The following is a 17001-nucleotide window of genomic DNA, read 5'->3' on the forward strand; positions in this document are numbered from 1 at the left end:
CCGGCCGCCGGGCTGTGGCAGGACCGTGACACTCGGGTCAGCGGGCGAGCGGTCCCGTGGGCACCCAGCCGGGCAGCGCTTCCGTCCGGTCCAGCCACTCCGCCGGGGGCGCACCGGCGGCCGTGGCGGCCACCACTCCCCCGGCGATGGCGCACGTCGTGTCGACGTCCCCGCCGACCTGCGCCGTGGTCCAGAAGGCCCGCTCGTAGTCGCCCAGGGCGCGGGCGGCCGACCAGAGGGCGAAGGGCACCGTGTCGTGGGCGCTGGTGCGCCGGCCGCTGCCGAGCACCGCCGCGACGGTCGCCGCGTCGCCGTAGTCGAGCATGTCCCGGGCGCGGCGCAGTCCCGCCCCGACCGCGCTGCGCGGCACGAGCGCGACGACGCCGTCGAGCAGCGTCTCCGGCGTGGGCGGTCCCGCCGGGTCGGCCGCGAGGGCCGCGGCGGCGGCGACCGCCATGCACCCGACGACGGCCTCCCGGTGCTGGTGGGTGGTGTACGAGGAGATCTCGGCCTGGTGGGTCGCCTGCTCCGGGTCGTCGGCATACCAGGCGCCGAGGGGGGCGATGCGCATGGCCGCGCCGTTGCCCCAGGAGCCCTGCCCCTTGAACAGCCCGGCGGCCAGTTCCCGCCAGTCGCCGCCCTCGCGGATCAGCCGGAGCATCCGGTTGACGGCGGGCCCGTACCCGCGGTCGAAGTCGTGGTGCTCGGCGAACGAGCGGGCGAGCGCGTCCTGGTCGACGCGGTCGTGCTCGGCGAGAACGGCCAGCACGGAGCACGCCATCTCGGTGTCGTCGGTCCACTGCCAGGTACCGGGCGGCAGCTCGCGCCGCTTGAGCAGGGGATAGTGGGCGGGTACGAAGAACTGGGAGCCCAGGGCGTCTCCCACGGACAGGCCGCGCAGGCTGGCCAGGGCGCGTTCGAAGCGCCGGTCGGAAGAGGAGTCAGCGGTCATCGCCCTGCCACTCTATCCGGGTGCCGTACGGCTCGGGGGCACGCCAGCGCTCGAACGGCCGGTCCAGCGCGTAACGCCCGTCCTCTCCCAGCAGGAGCATCCGGACGTCGCCGTTGCGCGGGTTGGACAGCGACTCGAATTCCGCGACCGTCCAGTGGAACCAGCGCATGCAGAACAGCCGCATGGTGAGCCCGTGCGTCACGAGCAGGACGTTCGGCGGGTGGTCGGGCGCCTCGAAGCTGCGGTGGAGGCTCTCCAGGAAGGCGCCGACCCGGTCGTACACGTCGGCCCCCGACTCGCCCTGGGCGAACCGGTAGAAGAAGTGGCCGTAGGCGTCCCGGTACGCCTTCTGGCGCCGGACGTCCTCCCGGTCCTGCCAGTTCCCCCAGTCCTGCTCCCGCAGCCGGGGCTCCTCCCGGACCCGTACCAGCGCCGGGTCCAGCCGCAGCGCCCGGAAGGTCTCGTGGGTGCGGCGGTACGGGGAGATGTAGACGCTCACGCGCTCGTCCCCGAAAACGACCCGCAGCCGCTCCCCGGCCGCCTCGGCCTGCCGCCTCCCCCGCTCGGTGAGCCCCAGGGCGTGGTCGGGCTCGCGTTCGTACACGGTGTCATCGGCGTTGCCCTCCGATTCGCCGTGCCGTACGAGAACGATGCGCCGCGGTCGTGCCATGCCACGACCCTAGAACGCCCGCTCCGGGGCGGCTCGGCCGGGACCGGCGCCCGCCCTCCGTCCGGCGTACCACCGAGGCGGCATCCCGCCACAGCCCACCGCCGCCGCCGGCCCGCCACCGCCACCGCCCGGCCGGCGGCGCGCCCAAGCCGCTCAGACCGTCCAGGCCGCTTCCAGGTCCACCACGTCCCCCGACAGGGCCGCCACGTCCGCCTCGATCTGCGCGCGCAGGGCCAGCCGTTCCACGCGCTCGGTGCGGTACTTGCCGTGCTCGGCGGCCGAGCGCCACATCGACAGGACGAGGAACTCGTTGCCCGGCGCTTCCCCGAACAGCCCGCGCAGCATCCCGGGCGAACCGGCCATCGCGGGGTTCCACACCTTCTCCTGCATCAGCGCGTAGTGCTCGACCCGCTCCTCGTGGATCCTGCTGTGCGCGACGCGGACGACGTCGGCGTCGGTGAAGCGGGGCTCGAAGCCGGTCTTCACGTCGAAGCGGTGCTCGAACAGTTTGACCTGGGCGTCCTTGAACGTGCCCGACTGCCCGGCCGCCAGCCGGTCGTGCGAGCGCGCCATGAACGAGTCGTAGAAGGGCCGGCTCTCCCAGAAGGAGAAGACATGGGCGACACCCGGCCGGCTACGGCTCCAGCCGCCCCCTTGGCCACGGAAACCCGGCTCACCCAGCAGCCCCGCCCACTTCCGCTGCCCCCGCTCGAACCCACGACGGTCCACCACGGTGCAGCGAATCCACTTGACCAGCACCGCGCCATCGTACGGCGCCGGGCCGGGCCCCGGCCCCCGTCCCGCCCACCCCGTCCGATCGGCCACCCGCCCCGGCACACACGTCCGACGGGGGTCGAACGGCCCGCACAATGGCGCGACGAGCTGCCCCGGCAGCGTCCGGCACGCCGGATCCCGCAGTGAGCGCGTGACACCATGGCACGGGCAAGGAGCGTTCCGTCACGGGCGGTTGGCCCGGCCCGTGGGAGAGCAGGAGAGAGGGGAATCCCGTGAGCAGTGCCAACAAGGGGGTCGGCAAGGTCGAGGTGACACTCAAGTGGGACCCGAGCCCCGCCGGTGCCCCCGACCGTGATCTCGACATCATCGCCGCCGTCTACCGGGCCGAGGAGCCGCACGGCGCACCCGCTTATCTGGTGCACTTCGGCAGCCGTTCCCCGGACGGGACGATCACCCTCCAGAGGGAGAGCCGCACCGGGCAGGGCTTCGGTTTCGACGAGGCCATGACGCTGGAGCTGAACCGGCTGTCACCGGAGTACGCGCGCGTGGTGGTGGGTGTGGCCATACAGCAGGGCGGCGGACGCACCACGTTCGGCGACATCGCCAACGCCCTGGTGCTCGTGAAGGAGGGGTACCGGGAGCTGGACGGCTACGACTTCGCCGACCTCGGCGAGGCCACGGCCGTGACCGTCGTGGAGTTCTTCCGCGACGCCGGCGGAGGCTGGGCCTGGCGCCGTGCGGTCCGCGGATTCGACGCCGACCCGCAGGCGTTCACCGAGCTGATGGGCGCCGAGCAGGCCTAGGTCGTGTCCACCCCGGCGCCCGGCGCACCCGGACGGCGCGGGAACGGGGACAGCACGGGCACGGGGACGGGGACGGGGACAGCACGGAACGGGAGCGGGGACGGGAGGGCCGGAACGATCCGGCCCTCCCGTCCCCGTCGAGCGCTCAGCGCCCGGGCGTCAGCTGCAACCGCTGGTCGAGCCGCAGCCCTCGCAGATGTAGCAGGAACCGGCGCGCTGCATCTTCGTACCGCACGAGAAGCAGAGCGGGGCGTCCGCGCTGATGCCGAGCTGCATCTCGACGAGCTCCGCCGAGGTGTGCGCCTGCTTCGGGGCGGGAGCCTCCGCCTTCGCCGGCGCGGCGGCGGCCGCGACGGCCTTGGGGGCCTCCTGCTGGCGCGGGGCGGACTGGGCCAGGCCCTCGACGTCCACCTCGACGTCGTCGGACTGCTCGTACGAGCCGGTCTCCAGGTGGCGCTGGCGCTCCTCGGCCGAGTGGATGCCGAGCGCGGAGCGCGTCTCGAACGGCAGGAAGTCGAGCGCCAGGCGGCGGAAGATGTAGTCGACGATCGACTGCGCCATCCGCACGTCCGGGTCGTCCGTCATACCGGCCGGCTCGAAGCGCATGTTCGTGAACTTGGAGACGTAGGTCTCCAGGGGCACGCCGTACTGGAGACCGACCGAGACGGCGATGGAGAAGGCGTCCATCATGCCCGCGAGGGTGGAGCCCTGCTTCGACATCTTCAGGAAGACCTCGCCGAGACCGTCGTCCGGGTAGGAGTTGGCGGTCATGTACCCCTCGGCGCCGCCCACCGTGAAGGAGGTGGTGATGCCGGGGCGGCCCTTGGGGAGGCGCTTGCGGACGGGACGGTACTCGACGACCTTCTCGACCGCCGCGCGGATCGTCTCCTCGGCCTTCTCCGTGACCTCGGCCTTCTCCTGCTCCTTCTTCTTGGCGGAGAGGGGCTGGCCGACCTTGCAGTTGTCGCGGTAGATGGCGAGCGCCTTGACGCCCATCTTCCACGCCTCGAAGTAGACCTCCTCGACGTCCTCGACGGTGGCCGTCTCGGGGAGGTTGACCGTCTTGGACAGCGCGCCGGAGATCCACGGCTGGATCGCGGCCATCATGCGGACGTGCCCCATCGCGGAGATGGAACGCTCGCCCATGGCGCAGTCGAAGACCTCGTAGTGCTCCGGCTTCAGACCGGGCGCGTCGATCACGTTGCCGTGCTCGGCGATGTGGGCGACGATCGCCTCGATCTGCTCCTCGTGGTAGCCGAGGCGGCGCAGCGCCTGCGGCACGGTGCCGTTGACGATCTGCATCGAGCCGCCGCCGACCAGCTTCTTGAACTTGACCAGCGCGAGGTCCGGCTCCAGGCCGGTGGTGTCGCAGGACATCGCCAGGCCGATGGTGCCGGTCGGGGCGATGACGGAGGCCTGGGCGTTGCGGAAGCCGTTCTTCTCGCCGAGGCGGATCACGTCCTGCCAGGCCTCCGTGGCGGCGGCCCAGATCGGGGTGTCCAGGTCGTCCATGCGGACGGCCTTGGCGTTGGCGTCGGCGTGCTGGCGCATGACGCGCTTGTGCGGCTCGGCGTTGAGGGCGTAGCCGTCGTACGGGCCGACGACCGCGGCCAGCTCGGCGGAGCGCCGGTAGGAGGTACCGGTCATCAGCGAGGTGATGGCGCCGGCGAGGGCGCGGCCGCCGTCCGAGTCGTACGCGTGGCCGGTGGCCATCAGCAGGGCGCCGAGGTTGGCGTAGCCGATGCCGAGCTGGCGGAAGGCGCGGGTGTTCTCGCCGATCTTCTGGGTCGGGAAGTCGGCGAAGCAGATGGAGATGTCCATCGCGGTGATGACCAGCTCGACGACCTTGGCGAAGCGCTCGGAGTCGAACGACTGGTTGCCCTTGCCGTCGTCCTTGAGGAACTTCATCAGGTTCAGCGAGGCCAGGTTGCACGAGGTGTTGTCCAGGTGCATGTACTCGCTGCACGGGTTCGAGCCGTTGATCCGGCCGGACTCCGGGCACGTGTGCCAGTGGTTGATGGTGTCGTCGTACTGGATGCCGGGGTCGGCGCAGGCCCAGGCGGCCTCGGCCATCTTGCGGAAGAGCGACTTGGCGTCGACCTCCTCGATGACCTCGCCGGTCATGCGGGACGTCAGGCCGAACGTGCCGCCCTGCTCGACGGCCTTCATGAACGTGTCGTTCACACGGACCGAGTTGTTGGCGTTCTGGTACTGGACGGACGTGATGTCGTCGCCGCCCAGGTCCATGTCGAAGCCCGCGTCACGCAGGGCGCGGATCTTCTCCTCCTCCTTGACCTTGGTCTCGATGAAGTCCTCGATGTCGGGGTGGTCGACGTCCAGGATGACCATCTTGGCGGCGCGGCGGGTGGCGCCACCGGACTTGATCGTTCCGGCGGAGGCGTCGGCGCCGCGCATGAAGGAGACCGGGCCGGAGGCGTTGCCGCCGGAGGAGAGCAGCTCCTTGGAGGAGCGGATGCGGGAGAGGTTCAGGCCGGCGCCGGAGCCGCCCTTGAAGATCATGCCCTCTTCCTTGTACCAGTCGAGGATCGACTCCATGGAGTCGTCGACGGACAGGATGAAGCAGGCGGAGACCTGCTGGGGCTGCGGCGTCCCGACGTTGAACCACACCGGCGAGTTGAAGCTGAAGATCTGGTGCAGGAGGGCGTACGCCAGTTCGTGCTCGAAGATCTCGGCGTCCGCGGGGGTGGCGAAGTACTGGTGGTCCTCGCCGGCCTTGCGGTAGGTCTTCACGATCCGGTCGATGAGCTGCTTGAGACCGGTCTCGCGCTGCGGGGTGCCGACGGCCCCGCGGAAGTACTTGCTGGTGACGATGTTGACCGCGTTCACCGACCAGAAGTCGGGGAACTCGACGCCACGCTGCTCGAAATTGACCGAGCCGTCGCGCCAGTTGGTCATGACGACGTCACGACGCTCCCACACGACCTCGTCGTACGGATGCACGCCGGGGGTGGTGTGGATGCGCTCGATGCGCAGTCCCTTGTTCACCTTGGAGCCCTTGGTACGGGACCCTCGTGCCGGGCCGCTCGCCGTCTCTGTCATGCCGCCTCCCATATACGGGCAAAAACACCCTGAAGTGCCCAGATCTTCCCAAGGCACATTTTCTGTCTGCTGTCCCGGACGCCACGCACAGCGCCCGTGACACGTCGATGTCCGCTCAGCCGCCTGCCGCCGGCCCCTCGCCGGGCCGGCTCAGTCGGCGGCGGTGGCGGGAACCGGGACCCCGGGGGTCGCTCCGGTTCCGCCGTCCTCCACGGGGGGCCGCTGCTCGCGGAGTTCCGCGATGGCGGCCTCGAAGTCTTCGAGTGAGTCGAACGCCCTGTACACGGACGCGAAGCGCAGGTACGCGACGAGGTCGAGTTCCTGCAACGGGCCCAGTATGGCGAGTCCGACGTCATGAGTGGTCAGCTCCGCACTGCCGGTGGCGCGCACCGCCTCCTCGACCCGCTGGCCGAGCTTGGCGAGGGCGTCCTCGGTGACCGGCCGCCCCTGGCACGCCTTGCGCACTCCCGAGATGACCTTGCTGCGACTGAAGGGCTCGGTGACCCCGCTGCGCTTGATCACCATGAGCGACGCGGTCTCCACCGTGGTGAAACGGCGGGAGCAGTCGGGACACTGCCGGCGGCGGCGGATGGCCGTTCCGTCGTCGGTGGTGCGACTGTCGACGACACGGCTGTCGGGGTGCCTGCAGAAGGGGCAGTGCATCTCCCAACCCTCCTTCACAGCACGACTGAATAGCCTCGTCAGGGCCGTGAGAGCCCCTCGAAGCAGCCACAAGCATAGGCGATGACCACGCCCCCGACAGACCGGGGGACCACAACTTGTGGGTGGCCGGTGCAATCCAACCACTAGATCTGGGGTCGAGTCGTCTTTTCGGGACCTGACGCGTGTCGCGCGCCATGGCCTCGGGGACAGCCCCAGAGCCTACGGGAAGCGCGCGGCGCCCCGGATCGCGGGGGGCGGCACGCCCGCCCGGGCCGAGGTCCACGGAAGGCCGCCCAGGCACCGGAAGGGCACCGCCCGGCGCCACACGGGGACGGCCGGAGGCCCGGGGCCGGGCGTTCCGGGGCCCTCTGCCCCGGAACGCGGCGCACACACCCAACGGGGGCCCTCGTGACGGCCCGTAGTCGCCCGCACACACCGGCGCGCTGGGGGCGGAGGTCGCCGTACGGGTCATGGAAGGCCGCCCGCGAACCCACCGGGTCCGGACCCAGGCCGGGCGCCCGCCGGTGGCCCGGGCCCCGCCCGCGGGCCCTCCTCCCCTCCTCGGCAGACTGGAGCGGCAGCGGAGGGCGGCCGGCGGGCCCGCCTCGGGCGGCGGCGTCGCCACGGGGGCTCCGCAGGGCGGGCCATGAGGGTCCGAATTCGCAGGAGCGAACGCTCGGAACCGTTCCGCCGGCGCCCCGGTTCCCGCGTCCTCCCCGGCGGGCGTTACGGTGATGACCGGATCACCCCGGCCTCGCGCGGCCGGAAAGTGATCGCACATACACCTCGACACACGCACACGTAAGCCAATCTGCGATTTTTCACTCGAACGTGTGTTTGGCGCAACCTTTCGAAAGCAACTACCGTTGTCCAGCTAGGGAGACCATTCGAGAGGGGCCGCCGACGTGACCACCACCGCAGACACCGCCACCATCACTGCCCAGGACCGCTCCCAGAGCCGACTCGAGCCGGTGCATGCCATGAACGAGACGAACACGAACGCGGAGGGGCCCAAGCCCACTCGCTCGCTGCCCGGCCGACCTCCAGGCATCCGGGCGGACAGCTCCGGGCTCACGGACCGGCAGCGGCGGGTCATCGAGGTCATCCGGGACTCGGTCCAGCGGCGCGGTTACCCGCCGTCGATGCGGGAGATCGGCCAGGCGGTGGGACTGTCCAGCACCTCGTCGGTCGCCCACCAGCTGATGGCCCTGGAGCGCAAGGGCTTCCTGCGCCGGGACCCGCACCGGCCCAGGGCCTACGAGGTCCGCGGGTCCGACCAGCCGAGCAGCCAGCCGACCGACACCACGGGCAAGCCCGCCGCGTCGTACGTCCCGCTCGTCGGCCGTATCGCGGCCGGCGGACCGATCCTCGCCGAGGAGTCGGTGGAGGACGTGTTCCCCCTCCCCCGCCAGCTCGTCGGTGACGGAGAGCTGTTCGTGCTGAAGGTCGTCGGCGACTCGATGATCGAGGCCGCCATCTGTGACGGCGACTGGGTGACCGTCCGCCGCCAGCCCGTCGCGGAGAACGGCGACATCGTGGCGGCCATGCTCGACGGCGAGGCCACGGTCAAGCGCTTCAAGCGCGAGGACGGCCATGTCTGGCTGCTCCCGCACAACGCGGCGTACCAGCCCATCCCCGGCGACGAGGCCACGATCCTCGGCAAGGTGGTGGCCGTACTGCGGCGCGTGTGACACACCGCGCCGGCTCCGACCGGGCCCCGGGACCCACTGCGCCGGTCCCGGGGCCCTACCTGTCTGCCGAGGGCCTCGCCGCTCCCCCGCCGGTCCTCCGCCTCTCCCGCTCCCCCGCCTCTCCCTAGGGGGTGGACTTGGCGGCGGCGTCGATGGCGGCGAGCGAGCGCCGCACCTGGTTGCGGTCGGTCGTGTACCAGAAGTCGGGCAGCGAGGCCCGCAGGTAGCTGCCGTACCGGGCGGTGGCCAGGCGCGGATCCAGCACCGCCACCACCCCCCGGTCGCCCGTCGCCCGCACCAGCCGGCCCGCGCCCTGCGCCATCAGCAGCGCCGCGTGCGTCGCGGCGACGGCCATGAAGCCGTTGCCGCCCGCCTCCTCCACGGCCTTCTGCCGGGCGCTCATCAGCGGGTCGTCGGGCCGGGGGAACGGAATGCGGTCCATCACCACAAGCTGGCAGTTCGGTCCGGGCACGTCCACGCCCTGCCACAGCGACAACGTGCCGAACAGGCAGGTCTCCGCGTCGGCGGCGAAGTTCTTGATCAGCTCGCCCAGGGTGTCCTCGCCCTGGAGGAGGATCGGCCTGTCGAGCCTGCCGCGAAGCTCCTCGGCGGCGGCCTGGGCCGCCCGCATGGACGAGAAGAGGCCGAGGGTCCGCCCGCCGGCCGCCTCGACCAGCTCGGCCAGCTCGTCCATCATGTCGCCGCGGCTGCCCTCCCTGCCCGGTGTGGCCAGGTGCTTCGCCACGTACAGGATCCCCTGCTTCGGGTAGTCGAAGGGCGAACCGACGTCGATGCCCTTCCACACCGGCACGTCCTCGTCCTCCGTGCCCACCGTGCCCTCCGGGGGCAGCCCCAGCGAGGCGCCCACTCCGTTGAAGTCACCGCCCAGCTTGAGCGTGGCCGACGTGAGGACGACCGAGCGCTCAGCGAAGAGCTTCTCCCGCAGCAGACCCGAGACCGACAGCGGCGCCACCCGCAGCGACGCCCCGAAGCGGTCGTGCCTCTCGTACCAGACGACGTCGTACTCGGAGCCCTGGGTGATGCGCTCCGCCACGTCGTGCACGGTCTCCACGGAGGCCCTGGCCTGCTTGCGGACGGCGTCCTCGTCCTGCACGGACTTGTCGCGGGTGGTGCCCAGCGCCGAGACGACCGCGCGCGCCGCGTCCCGCAGCGCCATCAGCGCGTACCCCAGGTCCTCGGGGATCTCCTCCAGCCGGCCGGGCAGGGCCAGCTCCATCAGCCGCTCGAAGCCCTCGGCCGCCGTCTGGAGCTGGTCGGCGACCTTCTCGTCGACCAGCTTGGCCGCCCGGCGCACCGCGCGGTTGACCTGGCCGGGGGTGAGCTCACCGGTCGCGACGCCGGTGACCCGGGAGACCAGCTCGTGCGCCTCGTCCACGATCAGGACCTCGTGCTGCGGCAGCACCGGGGCGCCCTCGATCGCGTCGATCGCGAGCAGGGCGTGGTTGGTGACCACGACGTCGGCGAGCTTGGCGCGCTCGCGCGCGGCCTCGGCGAAGCACTCCGCCCCGTACGCGCACTTCGACGCGCCCAGGCACTCCCGGGACGTGACCGACACCTGCGACCAGGCGCGGTCGGACACACCGGGCGTCAGGTCGTCCCGGTCCCCGGTCTCGGTGTCGTCGGACCAGTCGCGCAGGCGCAGCAGGTCCTGGCCGAGCTTGCTGGTCGGCGCGGCCGCCTCGAAGGGGTCGAAGAGGCCGTCCTCCTCTTCCTGCGGAACGCCCTCGTGCAGCCGGTGCAGGCACAGGTAGTTCGACCGCCCCTTGAGCATCGCGAACTCCGGGCGGCGCCGGAGCTGCGGATGCAGGGCGTCCACCGTGCGCGGCAGGTCGCGCTCGACGAGCTGGCGCTGGAGGGCCAGCGTCGCCGTCGCGACCACCACCCGGTCCCCGTGCGCCAGCGCGGGCACCAGGTAGCCCAGCGACTTTCCGGTGCCGGTGCCGGCCTGGACCAGCAGGTGGGAACCGTCGTCGATGGCCTGCGCCACGGCCTCGGCCATGGTGACCTGGCCTGGCCGTTCCACGCCGCCGACGGCGGACACGGCGGCGTGGAGGAGCTCGGGGAGGGATGGCTTCGTCATAGCCCGTCCACCCTACGGCGCGCCACTGACAACCGGGTCACGCGAGCGGGTTGGGGACGGTGCCGTGGATGGCCGCGTGCGGCCGCTCGGCCCGGTCGCGGTAGCCGTCCAGGTGCAGTCGGTTCCGGTTGAGGCACAGCCGCTCGATACGGGGCGTGAGCAGGTCGAACAGCTCGTAGCGGTCCTTGAGCTCCGGGAAGCGCGCCTGGTGCCCCAGGATCTCCGCCCGGACGAGTGACCAGAAGTCCCGCTCGGGCACGTCCAGTTGCTCCTCGCACAGCGGCGCCAGGTAGCGGAAGACGCCCACGAAGAGCCCCGAGTGGATGAACTGGGTCAGGAACGCCGGCTCCTCGGTGAGGAGCACCGCCCGTACGTCCTCCGGCATCGAGTCGAGCTCGGGGACGGGACGGGCGCTGACGTTGATGTCGTCGACGAAGTCCTTGATCGCCAGCCGTACCGGCACGTCCCGGCCGTCGAAGACCACGATGGTGTTCTCGCCGTGCGGGGAGAACACGGTGCCGTAGCGGTAGAGGAAGTGCAGCAAGGGGGGCAGCAGGGCGGCGAAGAGGTGCCGCAGCCAGTCCACGGGGTCGAGACCCGACCGGGCCACCAGCTCGGCGGTGAAGGAGCGGCCGGCGGGGTCGGTGTGGAGCAGGGCCGCCAGGGTGCGGGCGCGCTCGCCGGGAGGAAGGCGCAGGGGCTCCCGCCAGATCGCCCCGAGCAGTTCCTTGTACTGGTACGGGGCCTCCGGCAGGTGGTCGTACAGGGGGTGCTCGACCGTGACGGAGGCGACCTCGCCCAGGAGGACGACCCCGCAGTCGTCGCGCAGGAACGGGTCCGCGTCGCGCAGGGCGTGCACCCAGGAGGTGACGGCGGGGGCGGCGAGGGTGCGCTCGGTGGGCAGTCCGCGCCAGACGAGGGTGTTCAGGACGGACAGCGGCAGTTTCACGCTGAACCGGTCGGGCCGGCTGACGTTGAGGAACGTACGGATGGACTGCTGGGGCAGGCGGAGGTCGCCGTCGGCCGGGAGCGGCACGATGGTGCCCTCGGCGATGGCGGGCGCGTAGAGCGGCAGCAGCACCTCGTCCCACTGCCAGGGGTGCACGGGGAGGTAGAGGTACGCCGCCGGGTCGAGGCCGCGGGCCCGGAGCTCGGCGGCGAACGCGTCGCGCGGCCCGGGGTCGAGTTCCCGGTCGTAGAGGTGCCCGGGGGTGGGCAGCGCGGGGACACCGCGGTAGGAGGCGAGGGACGTGCTGACGGCGATCCAGGGAAGCGGGGCGGCGCGGCGTGCTTCCGGCGCCCACCGGGCGGCGTCGCCGGCGGAGAAGCCGATGCGGCCCTTGTTGAAGACGATCCACGGGTGGCCGGTCTGGTGGCCTTCGAGTTCCGCGTAGCCGAGGTCGGCGAGCCGGTCGGCGGTGAGCGCCGTCCGGTCCAGCCGGGTGTCGGCGGCGAGCGTGGTGGTCAGCTCGCGGAGGAGGTGCCCGAGCGTGGCGCCGTCCAGGCGGAGGAGCCGGCGGGCCCGGACGAGGAAGTCCAGGGGGTCGGTGAACGGCTGCCCGTCCCGGGTGATCGACCCGGGGTCGACCCGCCAGCTCCCGTAGGCGGTGCGGCGCGCGTGGAAGGCCAGCTCGGTCCCGTCGTCGAGGCGGAGCGTGTACGGCGCCTCCGGCTCGGACGGGTCGGCGCGGTCGGACGGGTTCGTGGGCGGCCGCCCGCCGGCGGGGGCGGCGTCGGGCGTGGTGGCCGGCCGGGCGGGCTCGATGATCTCCTCATACGCGAACTCGCCCAGCATCTTGGCCAGGAGATGGCGCGAGGCGCGCGCCCACGCCTCCGGGTTCAGCTCGGGCGGGGCCGGCGGGGACGGCGGTGCGGTGGAGGGTTGCGGCGCGCGGCGGGACGGCGGCACGGGCCGTGCGGGCGCGGCGGGCGGGGCCGTGGTGGCAGGCGCGGCGGGCGGGGCCGTGGTGGCGGGCGGGGCGGGCGCGGTGGTGCTGGTCGGCGGCATGGGCGGCTCGGCGGAGTCATGGGTGGCAGGCGGTTTCGGCACGGGGACTCCTCGGGTGGGAACCGATGCGGGTCGAGCGGGTATGGAACGCGGCGGGTGGTTCACAGCAGGTGTCGCAGACGGCGGTCGCGGATCACCAGGGCGGCTCGCTTGTCGGGGAGGTCGAGTTCGGCGGAGAAGCGGAAGCCCGCGCTCAGGAAGGCCGACACGGACGGCGTGTTGCGGATGTCCGGTTCGGCGATCACCCGGGCGCAGCGCGGGCGGTGGTCGAGGACCAGGTCGGAGACCGCCCGGAGCAGGGCGGTGCCCACGCCCCGGCCGCGGTCGCCGACGCCCCCGACGAGCAGGTGGACACCGGTGTCGTGGGGGCGGGCCGGGTAGTGGCGGGCCAGCGGGTCGAGGTCGGCGCGGTAGATCTCGAAGTAGCTCATGGGCGTGGCGCCGAGCACGCCCAGGCACGGCACGCTGCGCCCGTCGCCGTGGAGTTGGGCCCGTACGTGGGCCTCCGTGACCGACTCGGCTCCGGCGAGCTCCCAGAAGGCGGCGACCGCGGGGTCGTTCATCCACCGGCTGATCAGGGTCAGGTCGCGCTCGATGCGTACGGGGACGAGCCGGAACTCACCGAACGGGGTGGTGGTGGGGCCCCAGTCGGCGACGGCGTCCAGCAGTTCGCCGTCGCCGCCGGCCGGGGACCGCGGTCCGGGATCCGGCCCGTCCGGCCCGCCGAGCAGGGTGATCAGCTCGTCGGGCAGCCGTAGGTCCAGGGTGTCCTCCGTGCCCACGCCGGCCGTGGCGGGGGAACCGGATCCGGTGGCGGAGCTCGCGTCGGTGGGAGGCACGGGGCGCTGTCCTCTCGGCGTTCGGGTGGGGGCGTCGCGTCAGCGGCGGAGGGGGTTGGCGATGGTGACGTACACGGACTGGGTGTCGACGGGCCCGACGAGCTCGTCGAGGCCGTGCAGCCGGGTCAGCAGGTTGGCCTTGCAGCGCAGGGTCGGGCTCTCCAGGAGCCGGGCCGGCAGCGGTGAGCCGAGGCCGGTGGTGGTGGTGAGGAACCGGCGGAAGGCGGCCAGGAGGAGCCGTTCGTCGGCGAGGCGCTGGGCGCCGAAGGCGCCGATCAGGCCGAAGACGTTGTTGATGGCGAGGTAGTAGGCGAACCGCTCGTCGGTGACGTCGTCGGAGACGAAGGTGTCGCTGCGGGTGCCGATGCCGGGGAGCCGGCGTTCCAGTGCGGCACGGTGCGACTCGCGGAAGTAGTAGCCCTGGTTGTCGCGGTAGCGGCCGCCGCGGGGCCACCCGTCCGGGTCGAGGATGACCAGGGTGTTCTGCTGGTGGGCCTCCAGGGCCACGCCGGCCGTGCCGTCGAGCCAGAGGACGGGGCGGACGACCTGGTCGAGGTAGCGGAGGAACCACTCGGCGGCGACGGCTCCGGTGGGCCGGCCGGTGCGGGCGGCGAGCCGGGAGACGGTGAGGGCCAGCCGGGAACGCATTCCGGTGCTGCCGGGCCAGGGGCGCGGGGCGGTGAGGCCCGCGATGCAGACGGCGTCGTCCCCGATGCCGAAGGGGTTGTGGCGGAGGATGACGTCGAGTCCGGGGACGGGTTCGCCGGCCGGGGTGTCGACGGCGAGCCAGGCCGGGTCGCGCACGATGTCGAAGTGCGGGTGGGCGGCCTGCCACTCCTCGGCGAGGCCGGTGCGCAGCAGCCGGTGCACCTCGACGCCGCGGTGCAGTTCCTTGCGGAGGTTCTCACGGCGGGAGTTGGTGATGCGGACGCCGAGGGACAGCTTGAGCATGGCCGGGGCGCCGGGCCGGTGGACGGTGCGGACGGAGGAGGTGGGGTGCCAGTGCTCGCCGTGGGCGCCGAGGTCGTGGAGCAGGCCGGCGGAGAGGAGTTCGGCGACGGCGGGGCGGTGGCGCAGGTCGCGGGCCTGCCAGGGGTGCAGCGGGAGGGCGGCGGTGCCGGCGGGCAGGGGGAGGTCGCCGGCGAGGCGGGCGGTGAGGTGCTCGGCGGTACGGGGGCGGCCCTGTTCGGTCCAGGCGGAGTCGGTGGCCAGCACGGACCGGTCGACGGCCATCCAGTGCAGCGGGAAGGAGCCGTTCACCTCGGGCGAGTAGAGCGCGGCCTCGGCGTCGGAGAGGCCTTCGCGGCTCTTCGGGGTGGGGTGGAGGGGGTGGCCGAGGAGGAGGGACTGCTCGGCGGTCAGGAAGAGGTCGGCGTCGGCGGTGGGTCCGGGGTGCCGGCGGCGGTGGGCGATGAATCCGGCGGTGCGGCGTACGGAGTCGGCGACCCGGCTTACCAGGTCGGCGCCTTCCCGGCGGTCGCCGGCGGGGCCGGACTCGCGGCTGATGAGGGCGGCGAGGGTGACGGCGTCCACGGGCGGGGCGCCCGGTGGGGCGCCTTCGAGGGCGGGCGGTCCGAAGCGGTGCCAGCCGGTGGGTGACCAGTGGTGGACGGGGACGAGGAGGGCGGTCCCGGAGGCGCCGAGCGGCACGCGGAGGGTCGTGCCCGCCGGCGGGGGCGGGTTCTTCTCCCGTACCCAGCAGCGCAGCAGGTTCTCGGTGGCGGCGGCGTCCGCGGCGTGGTGGGCGTCCGGATGGTCCAGGGGGTCGAGGGGGTCGTCGTGCGTTCCGCTGCCGGGTGCGGTGCCCGTGGCCGCCGGAGCGGGGCCGGGCAGGTCTTCGTACCCCCCGGAGTGCTGGCGCGGCACGGTCGTCGACTCGCCCGGGAGGACGCCGGGGGCGGTGGGAGGGCCGTCGGCGCCGGGTGCTGCGGGGACGGGAGTGGGGTTCACGGCGTGGGACTTTCTGGTGAGGAGGTGCGGGTTCAGCGGGACGGACCCGGGTCGCCGGTGTGCGGCGGGGTGCGCTCGGCGGCGGCCAGGGCGTCGGCGAAGCGGTCGAGGACGGCGACGGCCTGGCCGTCGGTGAGCGTGAGCGGGGGCAGGAGGCGTACGACGGCGTCGCACCGGCCGCCGAGTTCGACGATCAGGCCGCGCCGGAGGCACTCGCGCTGGACGGCGGCGGCGAGGGCGGCGTCGGGGGGCGGAACGTCGGCGGTGGTGTCGGGGTCGACGAGCTCGACGCCGATCATGAGTCCCCGGCCGCGCACGTCACCGATGCGGGGATCGGCGGCGGCCAGGCCCTGGAGCTGCCCCAGCATGCGCCCCCCGAGGATGGCCGCCCGCTCGGCGAGGCGGTTCTCGCGTACGAAGGCGAGGGTGGCGGCGCCGGCCGCCATGGCGAGCTGGTTGCCGCGGAAGGTGCCCGCGTGGGCGCCGGGCCGCCAGACGTCGAGGGCGGACCGGTAGACGATGACGGCCAGGGGGAGGGAGCCGCCGATGGCCTTGGACATCACCATCACGTCGGGGACGACACCGCTGTGCTCGACGGCCCAGAACGCGCCGGTGCGGCCGACGCCGGTCTGCACCTCGTCGGCGATCAGCGGGATGCCACGGTCGGCGGTGAGTGCCCGCATCCGGCGCGTCCAGCCGTCGGGGGCGGGGATGACCCCGCCCTCGCCCTGGACGGGTTCGAGGATCATCCCGGCGGGCGCGGGGACACCGGACTTGGGGTCGTCGAGGAGGCTCTCGGTCCAGCGGGCCGCGATGTCGGCGCCGCGCTCGCCCCCGACACCGAAGGGACAGCGGTAGTCGTACGGGTAGGGCAGGCGGGTGACCGTCACGTCGGTGGCGCCGCCGGAGGCGGCCAGGGCGCCGGCCGTCATGCCGTGGTAGGCCCCGGTGAACGCGAGCAGGCCCTGGCGGCCGGTGGCGTTGCGCACCAGTTTGAGCGCCGCCTCGACCGCGTCGGTGCCGGCCGGTCCGCAGAACTGGACGCGCGCGTCGTCGGCGAGCGGGCGGGGCAGCGTGGCGAACAGCTCGGTGGTGAAGGCGTCCTTGACCGGAGTGGCCAGGTCGAGGACGTGCAGCGGCGCTCCGGAGTCGAGGACCTTCCTGATCGCCTCCAGGACCACCGGGTGGTTGTGGCCGAGCGCCAGGGTCCCCGCTCCGGAGAGGCAGTCGAGGTAGCGCCGGCCGTCGGCCCCCTCGATCGTCAGCCCCCGGGCCCGGACCGGGACGATGGGCAGGGAGCGCGCGTAGGTGCGGGCGGCCGATTCGCGCAGCGACTGGCGGCGCAGGATCCCTTCGTGCGCGGACGTCGGTGCCACCGGTGCGGATTCGGTCACGGCCACTGCTTCGGGTCCTCCCGGTCGTGTTGCGTAGTCCGTCGGTGTGTAGCTCATCCGTCCGGGGCCCGTGGTGCTTACCGGCCTGATGTCCCCCGTACGTACCAACGAGCGTGACCGTTCCGGATCACGGGC

12 protein-coding genes are annotated in these 17001 nt (G+C 72.8%); 2 read left to right on the forward strand and 10 right to left on the reverse strand.

Annotation, left to right across the window (positions count from 1 at the left end; genetic code table 11):
- Window positions 1-37: 37 nt before the first annotated feature.
- The 3 genes from ACZ7LK_RS28475 to ACZ7LK_RS28485 form a co-directional block, all read right to left on the reverse strand.
- On the reverse strand, window positions 38-952 hold the full coding sequence (locus tag ACZ7LK_RS28475) for an ADP-ribosylglycohydrolase family protein (protein ID WP_392276948.1): 915 nt from the start codon (window positions 950-952) through the stop codon (window positions 38-40).
- Complete coding sequence (locus ACZ7LK_RS28480; RefSeq protein ID WP_471144060.1) at window positions 942-1622, reverse strand: histidine phosphatase family protein; 681 nt, start codon at window positions 1620-1622, stop codon at window positions 942-944. The genes ACZ7LK_RS28475 and ACZ7LK_RS28480 overlap by 11 nt, the downstream gene beginning before the upstream one ends.
- Before the next feature lie 153 nt (window positions 1623-1775).
- Window positions 1776-2381 (reverse strand): YdbC family protein, encoded by a 606-nt coding sequence (locus ACZ7LK_RS28485; RefSeq protein ID WP_471144062.1) that lies wholly within the window; start codon window positions 2379-2381, stop codon window positions 1776-1778.
- 248 nt (window positions 2382-2629) lie between these two features.
- On the opposite strand from ACZ7LK_RS28485, the gene ACZ7LK_RS28490 reads away from it, so the two are divergent.
- Window positions 2630-3160: a TerD family protein gene (locus ACZ7LK_RS28490; RefSeq protein WP_469463837.1), complete on the forward strand. Its 531-nt coding sequence runs from the start codon at window positions 2630-2632 to the stop codon at window positions 3158-3160.
- A gap of 159 nt (window positions 3161-3319) precedes the next feature.
- On the opposite strand, the gene ACZ7LK_RS28495 is transcribed toward ACZ7LK_RS28490, so the two are convergent.
- Together ACZ7LK_RS28495 and nrdR are read right to left on the reverse strand one after the other, a co-directional pair.
- Complete coding sequence (locus ACZ7LK_RS28495) at window positions 3320-6220, reverse strand: vitamin B12-dependent ribonucleotide reductase (protein ID WP_392276952.1); 2901 nt, start codon at window positions 6218-6220, stop codon at window positions 3320-3322.
- 150 nt (window positions 6221-6370) lie between these two features.
- Complete coding sequence (gene nrdR, locus ACZ7LK_RS28500) at window positions 6371-6883, reverse strand: transcriptional regulator NrdR (RefSeq protein WP_392276953.1); 513 nt, start codon at window positions 6881-6883, stop codon at window positions 6371-6373.
- 905 nt (window positions 6884-7788) lie between these two features.
- Here nrdR and lexA point away from each other — a divergent pair.
- A complete protein-coding gene (lexA, locus tag ACZ7LK_RS28505; protein WP_392276954.1) occupies window positions 7789-8574 on the forward strand; it encodes a transcriptional repressor LexA in 786 nt (261 codons plus the stop codon).
- Between the two features lie 124 nt (window positions 8575-8698).
- On the opposite strand, the gene ACZ7LK_RS28510 is transcribed toward lexA, so the two are convergent.
- The 5 genes from ACZ7LK_RS28510 to ACZ7LK_RS28530 are packed head-to-tail and all read right to left on the reverse strand — an operon-like array spanning window position 8699 to window position 16872.
- Complete coding sequence (locus ACZ7LK_RS28510) at window positions 8699-10675, reverse strand: ATP-dependent DNA helicase (protein ID WP_469463835.1); 1977 nt, start codon at window positions 10673-10675, stop codon at window positions 8699-8701.
- 37 nt (window positions 10676-10712) lie between these two features.
- Window positions 10713-12725 carry an IucA/IucC family protein gene (locus tag ACZ7LK_RS28515; protein WP_392276956.1) on the reverse strand — a complete coding sequence of 671 codons (2013 nt, stop codon included), beginning with the start codon at window positions 12723-12725 and terminating at the stop codon, window positions 10713-10715.
- 59 nt (window positions 12726-12784) lie between these two features.
- A complete protein-coding gene (locus tag ACZ7LK_RS28520) occupies window positions 12785-13522 on the reverse strand; it encodes a GNAT family N-acetyltransferase (protein WP_392276957.1) in 738 nt (245 codons plus the stop codon).
- A 39-nt stretch (window positions 13523-13561) separates the two neighbouring features.
- Window positions 13562-15472, reverse strand: coding sequence for an IucA/IucC family protein (locus tag ACZ7LK_RS28525; protein ID WP_392276958.1), 1911 nt, complete (start codon window positions 15470-15472; stop codon window positions 13562-13564).
- A 32-nt stretch (window positions 15473-15504) separates the two neighbouring features.
- The gene (locus ACZ7LK_RS28530) at window positions 15505-16872 is read right to left on the reverse strand and encodes a diaminobutyrate--2-oxoglutarate transaminase family protein (protein WP_471144066.1); all 1368 of its coding nucleotides are present in this window, start codon (window positions 16870-16872) and stop codon (window positions 15505-15507) included.
- Window positions 16873-17001 lie beyond the last annotated feature (129 nt).

The sequence above is a fragment of the Streptomyces sp. NPDC039423 genome (assembly GCF_055598725.1).

What these genes read in the sequence shown, in the direction of transcription:
- ACZ7LK_RS28475 (WP_392276948.1), bottom strand. Translation starts at nt 952, where the DNA reads ATGACCGCTGACTCCTCTTCCGACCGGCGCTTCGAACGCGCCCTGGCC.
- ACZ7LK_RS28480 (WP_471144060.1), bottom strand. Translation starts at nt 1,622, where the DNA reads ATGGCACGACCGCGGCGCATCGTTCTCGTACGGCACGGCGAATCGGAG.
- ACZ7LK_RS28495 (WP_392276952.1), bottom strand. Translation starts at nt 6,220, where the DNA reads ATGACAGAGACGGCGAGCGGCCCGGCACGAGGGTCCCGTACCAAGGGC.
- nrdR (WP_392276953.1), bottom strand. Translation starts at nt 6,883, where the DNA reads ATGCACTGCCCCTTCTGCAGGCACCCCGACAGCCGTGTCGTCGACAGT.
- ACZ7LK_RS28510 (WP_469463835.1), bottom strand. Translation starts at nt 10,675, where the DNA reads ATGACGAAGCCATCCCTCCCCGAGCTCCTCCACGCCGCCGTGTCCGCC.